This is a genomic window from Streptomyces sp. NPDC053069, assembly GCF_044546895.1.
In the GTDB taxonomy this organism is placed as follows: Bacteria; Actinomycetota; Actinomycetes; order Streptomycetales; family Streptomycetaceae; genus Streptomyces.
In genome coordinates, this window is the sequence record NZ_JBITZN010000001.1 from 289,649 (window position 1) to 301,697 (window position 12,049).

Consider the following 12,049-nt stretch of genomic DNA (forward strand, 5'->3'; position numbering starts at 1 on the left):
AAATTTTGTTTACTCACCCGTCTTTTTTGCACATGGGGGGGGGGGGGGGGGGGGGGCCCCCGCGGGGCCCCCCCCCCCCCCCCCCCCCCCCCCCCCCCCCCCGCGGGGGCCCGCCCCCCCCCCCCCCCCCCCGGGCTGGTCGGCAGGGAACGCGATCAGCGGAGCTTGAGGTGGGCGCCGATCTCCCCGGCGACCTCGGGGTGGGAGAGATACTCCACGATGCTGTGGGCCCTGTCGCGGGCGTTGATGACGGCGTCGTCGGTCACCGAGCCCGCCCAGGCGTCGGCCAGCGGGCACCCGATGGTCACCGCATCGGACGGATACCACGCGTTCAGCCAGTCCGTCACCGCGTCGGGGCGCTTCGGCCCACCGATCAGCAGCCTCTTGTACACGCTGTCCAGCCCCAGCGGGCTGCCCACCGTGGTGAGGTGGACCGTACGCGGCGCGGGCGAGAGCCGTGTGGTGAGGTCCATGCCGACCACCGTGCCGAGGCTGTGGCTGACGAGTACGACCTCCCCGTCCTCCGGGAAAGTGTCCAGGACACAGTCCAGGACCGCGTTCCTGACGCGCTCGTCGTCGAGATACGCGGCCACGTCATGGAGGACGAGGGCGATGGTCCACGCGTCGAGGTCGCTCCTCGCGGCCAGCCAGCTCAGCTGCCGATGAAGGTCCCCCACGATGCCGCCCAGGGGAATCCGTTCGACGTCCGGCTGCCTCTCCGGCGGGATGTTCCATCTGACGGCGGCCTCACCGATCATCTCCTCGTACACCGCTCGGGCCGTGGGCGATGCGGGAACCACCGCCTCCGCCGGGGAGAGACTGGTGGTCTCGGTCGCACGTGGCAGAGCCTCCCGCGCCGGGAGCGCCTGCACCAGTCGATCGCCGTAGTAGGGGAACCAGGCGTCGGCGGGGTCGACCGGCGGGAGTCCGGCGCGGACGAGCCCCTGGTTGAGGCCGGTCGTCCACTCGCGGCGCAGGCCTTCCGGGTCCTTTCCCTGCTGAGAGCGCCCGTGCAGGAAGACCAGATGGCGCTCGCCGCCGAACGCGCCCTCGCGGGCCCGCAGGCCCGTGTGCGTGCCCGCCGTCGCGGCGGCCGGTGACGGTACGACGGCCGGTGACGGTACGGCGCCCGCGGGCGTCCGAACCGGCGCGGCGGACTCCGTCGGCCCCGGACTCAGACCCGACTCGACGCCCATGTCCGCCAGCGGGCCGGACCGGGCGTCGGGCGGCAGCTGTGCGAGGTGGCGCAGGATGGAGCTGACACGCACACCCTCGTTGGCGACCCAGTCGACTGCGTCGTCGCCGTCACCTGGCCGCCATACCTGCCCGTCCTTGCGCAGGACGCGTCCCTGGTCGTCCGTCTTCGGCACCCCGCTGTGGTGGAGGGCGACGACCTCCCACTGATCGTTGAAGACCGGGGAGCCGGAATTGCCGGGCTCGGTGTCCGTCTTGTAGTGGAGGAAGTCGTCGAGCCGCACCTGGAGCATGTTGTCGCGGACGGCGATCTCCTTCAGGCGCCCCATCGGGTGGCCGATCACGTTCACCGGTTCGCCGACGACCAGCTTGCCCGGTTGGGCGCTGAGTCGGTTCCAGCCGAACGTCTCGCCCGGCGGCCGCCCGTCCGGGGCCGGGGCGACCTGCACCAGGGTGAAGTCCAGGCGCTCGTCGGTCACGAAAAACGCGTCCGGGTCCAGTTCCAGCCGCGTCGACGGCTGCGGGGTGTTGTCGACGGTGACCTGGGCGTCGAACTCGACGAGGCACTGCCGGGCCATCTCGGCATCGGTGAGCACATGATGATTGGTCATCAGCAGGCTCGGTGACACCAGGAAGCCGGTGCCCAGCGGGAGTTCCCGGCCGCTTTCCCGCACCGATATCCGGGCGACGGTCCGCGCCGCCCGGGCACCACGCGGCAGGAAGCTCCACGCCTGCAGTTCCGTGGACACCCCGAGGATGCGCTCGTAGGTTTCGGGCGTGGTCAGCGGTTCCTTGCGTACGGCCTCCACGGCCATGGCGGCGGGCACCGCGTGCCGGTCCAGCAGACGCGTGGCGCGCGCGGCGAGCGCCTGCTGCGAGTCGGGGAACGGTACACCGGCATCCATCTGCCGCTCCACGGCACTGCGCTCGTCGCTGGTCGCGCGGTACCGGTCGGCGGCCGCGGCGACTTGGCGTGCGCGCTCCTGATCCGTCCGCTCCGTCGCACGCATCTCAGCTGTCCTTCGGCGCGCTGCTGTGCCACGGCACGAAGGCGTTGGTCAGCCCGGACAGGGCCGTACGCAGCTCGGGGTGGTGGCGCAGCAGGACGGTGACCATGCTGTTGTCCTCGATCCAGGCCAGGCCGGCCTTGGAGTAGACCTCCGGGGTGTAGTGGGTGGTGAAGAACCGGTCGCTGTTGAGCCGGCGCGAGGCCATGAGGATGAAGATGCGGAACGCCGTGTCGCTGAAGGCGAACCCGGCCGGCAGCTTCTCCGCGTACAGGCCGACGGTCAGGTCGACCTTCTCGACGTCGCCGTAGAGCCGCTCGATCTGCTCGGCCCATGCCGGATCGTGCGCCAGCTCGGTGAAGCTCTCCGCGGGCTTGAGCCGCAGCAGCCGCCGGAACTCGTTGTAGCGGGGAACCCCCAGTTCTCGGGAGCGCAGGATGTCGGTGGCGGCGAGGTCCTGCAGAAGCCCGTCCGGCCGCTCGAACTCCTGGAGGAACTTGGGGAAGTTGTGCAGGGTGACCAGTCCGGGATGCAGCGTGCCGAAGCTGTAGAGCAGGTCGGCCATCTCCGTGGTCTCCAGGAACTTCAGCGCTCCCGGGCCGGAGATGTCGCGCAGGGTGCAGTGGCGCAGGGTCGTGTCGTCGGCAACGGCACGCAGATGCCATTCGTCGCGGATCAGAGGGTGCATGCGGTACACCGCCACGAATTCCTCGGTGAGCGCGTACGGGACGCCGTAGTGGTCCGTCTCGCCGCCGGGGATGCCGCTGATGACCTCGCTGCCGCTGATGCGCCCGAACAGATTGTGGACACGCTCGCCCGCGATGCCCCACCAGTTGGCGCGCAGCGCCTTGACGGTCGTGGGATGGCTGATCACGGCCGGTGTCCACTCCACGGTGTGGATCTTCGCGAGGAGCGCGGAGGTGATGAGCCGGCCACGCTGGAACAGTTCCTCGTCGCTCCAGGACGGGTAGGCGCCGTGCAGGTGGTCGCAGATCGCGTTGTGCTCCCGGGTGAACAGGTCCTGCATCATGGCGAGGCCCAGCCAGAAGCCGGGAACGCGGGTGGGATCCTGCGAGGGATCGGCCGGGACGGGGACCTGTTCGTCGTCCCACAGATGCAGCTTGCCCAGCTCTCCGGTGCGCAACCGCTGCTGTTCGGCCTCGTTCTTTCCGTAGATCTGGGACGCGTCCCACCAGTGGGAGGACACATTGACGCGGGTGTCGGGGGTGCCCCGCGGTGCCTGAGGGTCGCGGGTGGGGTCGTCCGGGGTCCGCATGATCTTCATGGGGTGTTCCGGCCAGGGGTCGTCGTCCACCAGAGGAACCTCCCAGGGCCGGTCGGTGGGGCTCGTGCCGTGGCTGAACCAGTCGCGGATCATGAACTGGAGCCAGGCGGCGACCAGGGAGTTGACCGTTTCGGCCGGGATGAGTGCGTCGCGAGTGAGCAGGGCGCGGCTGACCTCGCGCGGGCTGGGCGCGGACAGTACGTTCTCGGGCGCGGTCGGGGCAATGGCCTCCAGCGGAATGTTGCGGCCGAAGCGGGTGCCGGCCATGCCCATGCGTGGCTCGCCGAGGTCGTTGTGGCTGCCGTCGGCGGTCCGGTTGACCAGGTGGCTCGCGGACGGCGGCGCGGGCTCGGGCTGGTTGATCGAGGGCAGCCCGTTGGTGTCGTACAAGTTCTTCTGCCGGAGCCTGACACGCAGTCCGAAAAGCGTCAGCAGGCCTGCCGGCACGGGCAGTTTGTCCCAGCCGATGCGGTGATCGATGTACTGAGCGGCACTGGTGATGATCCGCCAGGGAAGTGAGCTGCGGTATCCGGCCGGGAAGCGCCCTGGGGCGCGTCGGTGCGTGCTCATCGCGGTACTCCTTGGGTGGCTCCTGGTCGATTTCGTTCGGGGACGGCGGGGTCGTGCGGGTCAGGCGCGGGCGGCATCCGCGAGGATCACGTCGCTCGCCTTCTCGCTGATCATGTAGATGGGGGCGGCGACGAAGAAGCCGGGGATGCGGGGGAAGACCGAGGCGTCGACGATCCGCAGACGGTCCACCCCAAGGACGCGGAACGCGCTGTCGACCACCGCCGAGGGATCGTCGGCGCGGCCCATCCGGCAGGTGCACGACGCATGGTGGCCCCAGGCCTCGTCCTGGACGAAACGGCGGAGGGCGTCACGGTCGTCGGCCTCCTCGCCCGGCCACAGCTCCCGGAGGACGACGGCGTCGGCCTTGCGGTTCATCCCGCGTACGAACTCCACGGCGTCGACCATCGCTTCGAGGTCCAGGCCCTCTTTGTCCGTGCCCTCGGTGAAGTAGTGGAAGTCGACCAGTGGGGTGTCACGCGGGTCCGCCGAGCGCAGCCGCACCCGGCCCCCCGTGTTGTGTGTGCGGCTCTTGAGGATGGCCCAGGTGAAGCGGTCCTTGTGGTGTGTCAGGTCGAGGGAGTAGCCGGGGCGGTATCCGCGGAAGTCGAAGGGGCCGCCGAAGATGAACAGGTCGGGGGCGTCCAGGTCCGGGCGGGACTTGCGGGTGATGCCGAGGACGGCGCCGTTCGTGGTGTAGAGGCCCTTGCCCTCCTGCCACGCCCGGTAGCAGCGGTCCGGTTCGGTCCCCGGCTTCGGAGCGTGGAAGTCGCACTCCTTGACGACCGGGAACTCGCGGTGCATCTGGCTGACCACGCCGACTTCGTACCGGTCCTGGAGATGTGCGCCCACCCCGTGCAGTCCGACGCGCACGGAGATGCCGTGGCGCCCCAGCTCCTCAGGTGGTCCGATTCCCGAAAGCATCAGCAGCTGGGGCGTGTTGAAGGCGCCGGCGGCCAGGATCACCTCGCGGGAGGCGAGGACCCGGCGCAGCACCGCCGGCCCGGAGTCCGGCCGAGAGCCGGGATCGGCCCGGTAGGCGTGCGCCTCGTCCAGGTAGTCGACGCCGGTCGCCGCATGTGCCTCGTCCAGTACGATCCGGGTGGCCAGCGCGTGGGTACGGACCACGAGATGGTCCGGATGACCGCGCTGTACGGCCCGGACGCGTTCGCGTACGGCGCTGCGCCGGCCGCCGGCTGTGGAGATGGGGATCTGCCACAGTCCTTGCAGCGCCTCGGTCTGCACCCGCCAGTCGTTGGGGTCGACGAAGGAGCCGAACCCCTCCAGAGGAGACAGCGGCCGGTCCAGGAAGCCGGCGAGCGTGTCCTCTGCGGCGGAAAGGATGACCTTCAGCAACTGCGGGTCCTGTACGGCGAGTCGGGGATCGGCCAGCGCGGTGGGCAGCCAGCCGTCGAACCCGTGACGGGCGTCGTTGCGGTACCGGGCGGCCACGACGGGCAGGTTCCGGAGCACAGCCGCCAGGAGGGGGTTGCCGGGCGGACTCTTGGGTCTCGGCAGGTAGGTGCAGCGCTCCAGCCGCTCGAAGTACCGGCGCATGGCCGTGCTGTGCCAGGTGGCGTCACCGGTCTCCACCGCGATGGCGTCCCAGTCGCGGTTGTACGGATAGACCGTGATCAGAGCATGGTGTGCGGTGCACCCGCCGATCGTCCCGGCGCGCGGGTACAGGACGCCCTTGCCCGGTACGAACTTGCCGTCGCGCCGTTGCTGCTGCTCGTCGGCGTAGTGCCGTACGAAGTAGTTCCAGCACTGCACGGGGTCCTCGGAGGCGTCGGCGTGGAAGGCGGGCACCAGGTAGCTGTCGTTGTCCTCGGCACCGCCCGCGTCCAGCAGCAGGGTGCGCATGCCCGCGGCGGCGAGATTGGCCGCCAGCGGGCCACCGCCCGCGCCTGCGCCGACGACGACGTAGTCGAAGCCCGTCTCGGTGGGGGGAGCGGCCCCGGATGCGGCCGTCACGTCGGTTTGTCCTTCACGGAGTTGGCGAGCGAGCATGCGGCGCTGATGGACAGGGCGGTGTTCACGGCCGAGATGAGGGTGGTCAGTACCGCGGTGCGCGGTGGGGCATGTCCGTGCAGGCCGACCGTGGCCGCCGTCGCGGTGTCACTGCCGTGGATCAGAATGGCCTCGCGCAGATCGTCCCGCAGCCGTTCGCCGCTGTGGGTGAGCAGATCGAGGCCCAGCAGGACCGTGCGGATGCCGAAGAGGCGAAAGGCGTAGACGGCTGCCGGGCTCGGCGGATCGCGGTCGGGATCGAACCGCCGGATGAGCAACTCCGGTGCCAGCAGACCGGCGGCTCCGTTGAGAAGTCTGATTCCGGCGAGGAGGTATACCGAGACAGGGCGGCTGGAGGCCGTGGCCATGATGCCTCCTGGGAGTGTGGTGATTCTCGCGAGGACGGGACGGTCCGCCGAACCCCGGGAAAGGGAGAGGAACACCCTGGACGCACTGTTGTTCACCACGCTAGGGGACCGACTGCTCCACGGCATCTTGAGGAGACGGGTCCGAGGCGGGGTGTTGTCCTCACTGGAATTCTCAGGGTCGCTCACCCCACATCTCCAGGCGCGATGAAGGGTTGAATTCGCAATGGTCGAACGGGCAAATAACCGGGGCCGGCCTGGTGAGTCCCGGAAGCAGGCCCTGGAACTCCGCGCGGTTAACGGCGAGTTGGCCGACGCCGAGGAGGTGGTGGGCGGCCCTGGTGGGCGCACCGCCGAGGAGGACCGGCAGCCGGTGCACGCCGCGGAGGCGGACGGCGACCGGCTGTTCCCGCTGAGCCGCGCCGGCCGTGCGCGGGCAGGCCGGACCGCTCAGCGGCGCCCCCGCGGGCGGTGACGCCCACGGGCGAGGCTGCAGCGGCGCAAGCGCGGCATACGGATGGTGACCCGTCCGCCGGACCGGCGAGGCCCCCGGCTGCGGCGACCGGGCCGGCTCATGCGAAGGCCGATCGTGCGGCTGCGTGGAATTGCACGTACTCGATGGTCGCGCCTCCGGGGTGCTGCACGGTCAGGTTTCGGCCGGTGGGTACCTCGTTGGGACCGTCGAGGACCTTTCCGCCGTGTTGCTCGGTGATGTGCAGGATCCGGTCGACGGACTCGACGATCGTGGTGGCGTGCGTGCCCCGGTAGGGAGCGAGGGCTTCCTGTGAACCGGCGAGGAGCAGATAGCCGCCGATGCTCGCGAGCTCCAGCTCGCGGTAGGCGAACCGCAGGCGTGGCTGCTCTCCGGTGAGCTCTACGAAGGTCGGCAGGGACACGTCCAGGTCGTCGACGTAGACGCGGGCAAGGGTGGCGAGCACCGTCACGGTCATCTCCTAGATCATTTCGACTTTCCCGAAACGAGGAAGTGATCTGCATACTACGGGTGTCACGCGGACGAAGACGAGGAGGGCCGGTGGGACAGCCCGACGACGCCGATGCCGAGCTGGCTGTGGTGCTGCATGCGCTGGGCGATCCGGTTCGGCTGGCACTGGTCCGCCGGATGGCCGATGAGGGCGAGAGTGCGTGCAGCCCGGCCGGCGTGGACGTGCCGAGGTCGACGCTGTCCAATCACTGGCGGATCCTGCGCGAAGCCGGCATCACCGAGACCCGGCGGGTCGGAAAGGCCCGTCTGATGACTCTGCGCCGCGCCGATCTCGATGCCCGCTTCCCGGGACTCCTCGCCGCCGTGTTGGCCCAAGGCAGGAAGTGAGCACCACCGCGGCGGGCTCGGTCAGGAGGGTGGGCCGGCATGCGCCGTTCGGGTCGTCGCTCGCGATGCGGTGCCGCTCGCGCCCGGGGAGGCCGGCCCAGGCGCTCACCGCCGGGCTGGGTGTCCGTCCGAGGTCCGTGCGGCTGCCCACAGGGCGATCTGTGTGCGGGAGCGCAGGCCCAGCTTGTCGCGGATCCTGTCCAGGTGCGTGGCGACCGTATGGATCGAAAGGCTGAGCCGCTCCGCGATCTGCCGGTTGGTCAGCCCTTCGGCGACGAGTCCGGCCACCGCGAACTCCCTTGCGGTGAGCCGGAACAGTCCGTCGTCGGCCCGGACATCACACCCCGTTCGGTGGTCGCCGCTCCCTGCCCCGAGGGCGTACGCGACCAGCCGCTCGCCGCGCAGCCCCCGGGCACCTGTGACGGCAGCCTCCCGCGCCGCTGCCGACAGCCGTTTCCGGGCACGCGCCGCCGCTTGTTCCATCCGGTGCCGCCAGGGGGCCTCGGGCTCGGTGTCCAGGCGGCGCCGCGCCTGCACGCTCGCCTCGTACAGCCGCAGCGCACGCTGCATGTCGCCGTTCTCCGCGGCCACCAGGGCCAGGCCCTCCACGGGGTAGAGGGCGTGGAAACTGGCCCCCGGAACGATCCGCAGCACCTCGGTGAACAAGGCCTCGGCGCTGCGCAGTTGCCCCAGGGCCAGCCGTACGGCCCCCGCGGTGTGCAGCGCGGCCGCGGTCCGGGGCCACGGCGCCTGCTCCCGCAGAACGGGCAGACACCGTGACATCAGCTCGTCGGCCTCCAGCTCCCCGCCGGCCTGGAGCAACGCCCAGGCCAGGTGATGGGTGCACCAGGCGGTGTCCTGCGGCGTGCCAGGGGAAGCGACGACCTCCAGGCACTCCCGTAGATCTGCGACGGCCTCGGTGAACTCACCACGGCACAGCCGTGCCGCCGCCCGGGCGTCCAGGGCGTTGGCCAGTCCGGCGGCGTCACGGCGCAGCCGTTCGCTCTGCACCGCCTGCTCACCCAGGCGCAGTGCCTCGTCCGGATCGGCCTGCTGGCAGGCCACGCGTGCGGCGAGCGCCGCCACCTGCCCGCTCAGCGCCAGGTCGCCGGGGTCCCGCAGCAGTCCGGTGAGCAACGCACGGGCGGCCGACGGCTGCTCCTGCTGATAGTGCACCCGCGCCAATTCCAGTGTCAGCCGCGCCCGTACGGCATCGCCGTGGCCGGTGCTGCGGGCCAATACCGAGGCGAGATTGTCCCGTTCCGCCGCCAGCGGGCTGCCGGCCTGGTCGGCGAACACGTCCCCGCCACCCCGGTCGGCCAGCTCGGTCAGCCATGCGAGCGCCCGGCGCCGGGTGGCGTGCAGCTCGCCGGATGCGCGCAGACGGTCCAGGGCGCACACCCGGATCACACTCAACTGCCTGAAGCGTGTGGGCGCGGTCTCTCCCGGCAGACGTACGACGAGTGACTTCGCCTGCAGGGCGCACAGGATGCGGAAGACCTGCCGCCGGCCTATGCCGTCACCGGCGCAGACCGATTGCGCGGCGGCCACGTCGAACCCGCCGACGAGGACCGAAAGACGCCGGAAGACCGCCTGCTCGGCCGGATCCAGCAGCCTGTGACTCCAGTCGACCGCTGCGGCGAGCCCGCTGTGGCGTGGAGGTCCGGTTCTGCTTCCCCCGGACAGCAGGTCCAGCTGGGAGAACTGGTCGTCCAGCCCTGCCAGGATGTCGCTCGGCGAGAACGCACCGACGTGGCGGGCCGCCAGTTCGACGGCGAGCGTCAGGCCGTCCAGGCGCCGGCAGATCTCGGCCACCAGGTGGCCGTTGCCTCGATGGAGTGTGAACCCGGGTGAGTTGCTCGCGGCGCGGTCGACGAAGAGGCGTACGGCGTCGGACTGCAGGAGGGCCGTCACATCGTCTCCGGCGTCGGCGGGCGGCAGGGACAGCTCACCGACCCGGAACACCGTCTCTCCGGGCACCCTCAGGGCCTCCCGGCTGGTGGCCAGGATCCGCAGACCGGGGCAGCGGCCCAGCAGGGCCGCCGCCAGTCGGGCGCACGGCTCGGCCAGATGCTCGCAGTTGTCCAGAATCAGCACCCGGGAGGCGCCGCCGATCGCCCGGACCAGAACGTCGGTACCGGTCCGGCCCGCCCGTTCACCCACTCCCAGTGCGGCGGCCAGGGTCTGCGTCAGCAGCGCGCTGTCCTGGAGGGGGGCGAGTTCCACCAGGTCGACTCGCGTGAAGCGCTTCGGTAGCCCCTTGGCGAACTCCAGCACCAGCCGGGTCTTGCCCACCCCGCCCGCACCGGTCAGCGTGAGGAGGCGCGAGCTCCGCAGAAGTGTGCGCAGGCAGGAGAGCTCATGCTGCCGGCCGACGAAGGAGTCGAGCGCCGACGGCAGGACGCTCGCAGCGGCCGTCGGGACCGCGGCCGTGACATTCGAAGCCGCCCTTCGCCGCAGCGCCCGCTGCCGGCAGGCGTTGGAACAGTACCGAGCCGGCCGGCCCCCGTGCCGCCTCACGACCAGCGCTGTGCCGCAGACATCGCATGTTCGACTCCGGCTCATCCCCGATTCCTGGCCGCACCGCCCCGGGACGAAACCATCGCCTTCAGCCATGTGTGCCCGCGGAGGAATGCGGTGGCCGACACCGGGGCAGGGCCGGCCACCGCAGGGTCCGGGTGCGTCAGGGGGTGGCGGCGGGGTCGATGCCGAGTACGACGGTTCCGGTCACGCCCTTGCCGAGGTCGCTGCCTGCCTGGGTGAGGGTCAGCAGGGTCGAGGAGCCGCCGTTGCGGTAGATGCCGTCACGCGCGTTGAGGGTGCGGGTGGCCGTGTTGTTCCGGTACGGGGACAGGGCGGCGACCTTGGTGTTGTACGCCTCCGGGAAGTAGAGCTGGCCCGTGTGGGACACGTGACCGCCGTGATAGGTCCCGCCGGAGACGGTGCCTCCGCCATGCGTCTTGACGTGGATGTGCAGGGCCCGGCCGACGTACCACCCGGGGTAGATGGTGGTGAACTCCGCGACACCGGCGGAGTCGGTCAGCTGCACGCCGCGCAGGAAGGTGGTGTCCGGGGTGGAACCTCCGGCGACGTAACCGGAGTAGACCCCGAGCGCGTCGCAGTGCCAGATGTCGACCGCCGTCTGGGGCAGCGGGGCGCAGGTCGCTGCGTCGACCACCGTCACGCGCAGGGTCAGCGGAACGCCGGCCTTGCCCTCGGTGATGTTCTTGCGGACCGTCTCCAGGTCCAGGTAGTACGGCCCCTCGGTCTGCTCGGGGGTGAGGACGCAGGCGGCGGCCGGGCGGGCGGCGGACCGGGGTGCGGTGGCGGGCCGGGGTTCGGTGGCGGCGGTCGCCTGTGTGGCGGCGAGACCCAGTGCGGCGACGCCGAGGGTGGCGCCGCCCAGGGTGGCTATGACGGACCTGCGGGTGGCACCTGAGGGACCGTCGGACGGCCCGGAGCCATGCTGTGGCTGCGCGGTGTTGTGGTGGGGGATGTCAGTCATGGTGTGAGCATGACGCCCGCGACGGCCCAGGGGATCGCTCGGACGACCCACGAAGCGACCGCGTTACGAAACAAGTGATCGGCGTGCACGAAATCACCGACAGAGCCTCACTGCCCGCTCCGTCACCACGTTCGGTGACGGAGCGGGCGTTGTCCTGCCGTCCGGGAGGAGCGGATGTGCGCCGAGGTGAGCGCTCGGGCACAACACTCCGGATAACGGCATAACCGACATAACGGGCATCTCACGTGGTGGACATCAGCAGGGGCCCGAAGAGGTGCGCGCTGCCGCTCTCCTGCCGGCCGCGGCGACGACGTCGTTGATCCACAGCTCGTCGGCGTGTCCGGCGGCGGCTTCTTCCAGACGCCCCCAGAGGGACGCGCGAGTCCAGGTGATGAAGCGGCGGTGCGCAGTGGCGGGTGAGACCCCTAACCACGGCGGTAACTGCCGCCATGTACAACCCGAGGTGAGGACGTAGACCACAGCGGTGAAGGTCTGCCTCTCGTTCAGCGGCGCGGTACCGCCGCCCTGCCTGCGCCCCGTGAAGCTCGGCAGCATCGGTTCGACCAGGTTCCACATCCCGTCCGGCACCAGCCGTCGGGCCAGCTCGTATTTCATGTGACCCCCCATTCCGCGCCCGGCTTTCCCCATTCCGCGCGCCCTGCCTAAAGCAATATCGCCGGGGCCACGTGAGACAAGGATTCGCGTGGCCCGTGACCGCAACTGCGTTCGACGCGCCGACTATGGCCTTCCCGCGGGCACTTGTCCACCGCCGCCGACATTCATAAC

The 12,049-nt window shown here is 70.6% G+C and carries 10 protein-coding genes; 2 read left to right on the forward strand and 8 right to left on the reverse strand.

What is annotated here, in order from left to right:
- Positions 1 to 155: 155 nt before the first annotated feature.
- From ACIGXP_RS01295 to ACIGXP_RS01310, 4 genes are read right to left on the reverse strand one after another with little or no spacing between them, the layout of a single operon-like run.
- A complete protein-coding gene (locus ACIGXP_RS01295) occupies positions 156 to 2,204 on the reverse strand; it encodes a trypsin-like serine peptidase (protein WP_399762808.1) in 2,049 nt (682 codons plus the stop codon).
- 1 nt (position 2,205) lies between these two features.
- Positions 2,206 to 4,056 (reverse strand): peroxidase family protein, encoded by a 1,851-nt coding sequence (locus ACIGXP_RS01300; protein WP_399762810.1) that lies wholly within the window; start codon positions 4,054 to 4,056, stop codon positions 2,206 to 2,208.
- A 60-nt stretch (positions 4,057 to 4,116) separates the two neighbouring features.
- Positions 4,117 to 6,027 (reverse strand): GMC family oxidoreductase, encoded by a 1,911-nt coding sequence (locus ACIGXP_RS01305; protein WP_399762811.1) that lies wholly within the window; start codon positions 6,025 to 6,027, stop codon positions 4,117 to 4,119.
- Entirely contained in the window at positions 6,024 to 6,431 is a 408-nt protein-coding gene (locus tag ACIGXP_RS01310; protein WP_399762813.1) for a hypothetical protein, read from the reverse strand. The genes ACIGXP_RS01305 and ACIGXP_RS01310 overlap by 4 nt, the downstream gene beginning before the upstream one ends.
- A gap of 223 nt (positions 6,432 to 6,654) precedes the next feature.
- Here ACIGXP_RS01310 and ACIGXP_RS01315 point away from each other — a divergent pair, with 223 nt between their 5' ends.
- Positions 6,655 to 6,903: a hypothetical protein gene (locus ACIGXP_RS01315; protein WP_399762815.1), complete on the forward strand. Its 249-nt coding sequence runs from the start codon at positions 6,655 to 6,657 to the stop codon at positions 6,901 to 6,903.
- 97 nt (positions 6,904 to 7,000) lie between these two features.
- Here ACIGXP_RS01315 and ACIGXP_RS01320 read toward each other — a convergent pair whose 3' ends face one another.
- Positions 7,001 to 7,378 carry a hypothetical protein gene (locus ACIGXP_RS01320; protein WP_399762817.1) on the reverse strand — a complete coding sequence of 126 codons (378 nt, stop codon included), beginning with the start codon at positions 7,376 to 7,378 and terminating at the stop codon, positions 7,001 to 7,003.
- Between the two features lie 83 nt (positions 7,379 to 7,461).
- Here ACIGXP_RS01320 and ACIGXP_RS01325 point away from each other — a divergent pair, with 83 nt between their 5' ends.
- Positions 7,462 to 7,758 (forward strand): ArsR/SmtB family transcription factor, encoded by a 297-nt coding sequence (locus tag ACIGXP_RS01325; RefSeq protein WP_399762818.1) that lies wholly within the window; start codon positions 7,462 to 7,464, stop codon positions 7,756 to 7,758.
- 105 nt (positions 7,759 to 7,863) lie between these two features.
- Here the strand turns inward: ACIGXP_RS01325 and ACIGXP_RS01330 are convergent, their stop codons facing one another.
- The 3 genes from ACIGXP_RS01330 to ACIGXP_RS01340 form a co-directional block, all read right to left on the reverse strand.
- Entirely contained in the window at positions 7,864 to 10,374 is a 2,511-nt protein-coding gene (locus tag ACIGXP_RS01330) for an ATP-binding protein (RefSeq protein ID WP_399762820.1), read from the reverse strand.
- A gap of 67 nt (positions 10,375 to 10,441) precedes the next feature.
- The gene (locus ACIGXP_RS01335) at positions 10,442 to 11,263 is read right to left on the reverse strand and encodes an intradiol ring-cleavage dioxygenase (RefSeq protein ID WP_399762821.1); all 822 of its coding nucleotides are present in this window, start codon (positions 11,261 to 11,263) and stop codon (positions 10,442 to 10,444) included.
- A gap of 255 nt (positions 11,264 to 11,518) precedes the next feature.
- Positions 11,519 to 11,878 carry a transposase gene (locus tag ACIGXP_RS01340; RefSeq protein ID WP_363219111.1) on the reverse strand — a complete coding sequence of 120 codons (360 nt, stop codon included), beginning with the start codon at positions 11,876 to 11,878 and terminating at the stop codon, positions 11,519 to 11,521.
- Positions 11,879 to 12,049: the final 171 nt, after the last annotated feature.

What these genes read in the sequence shown, in the direction of transcription:
- ACIGXP_RS01295 (WP_399762808.1), bottom strand. Translation starts at nt 2,204, where the DNA reads ATGCGTGCGACGGAGCGGACGGATCAGGAGCGCGCACGCCAAGTCGCC.
- ACIGXP_RS01330 (WP_399762820.1), bottom strand. Translation starts at nt 10,374, where the DNA reads ATGGCTGAAGGCGATGGTTTCGTCCCGGGGCGGTGCGGCCAGGAATCG.
- ACIGXP_RS01335 (WP_399762821.1), bottom strand. Translation starts at nt 11,263, where the DNA reads ATGACTGACATCCCCCACCACAACACCGCGCAGCCACAGCATGGCTCC.
- ACIGXP_RS01320 (WP_399762817.1), bottom strand. Translation starts at nt 7,378, where the DNA reads ATGACCGTGACGGTGCTCGCCACCCTTGCCCGCGTCTACGTCGACGAC.
- ACIGXP_RS01310 (WP_399762813.1), bottom strand. Translation starts at nt 6,431, where the DNA reads ATGGCCACGGCCTCCAGCCGCCCTGTCTCGGTATACCTCCTCGCCGGA.
- ACIGXP_RS01300 (WP_399762810.1), bottom strand. Translation starts at nt 4,056, where the DNA reads ATGAGCACGCACCGACGCGCCCCAGGGCGCTTCCCGGCCGGATACCGC.
- ACIGXP_RS01340 (WP_363219111.1), bottom strand. Translation starts at nt 11,878, where the DNA reads ATGAAATACGAGCTGGCCCGACGGCTGGTGCCGGACGGGATGTGGAAC.
- ACIGXP_RS01315 (WP_399762815.1), top strand. Translation starts at nt 6,655, where the DNA reads ATGGTCGAACGGGCAAATAACCGGGGCCGGCCTGGTGAGTCCCGGAAG.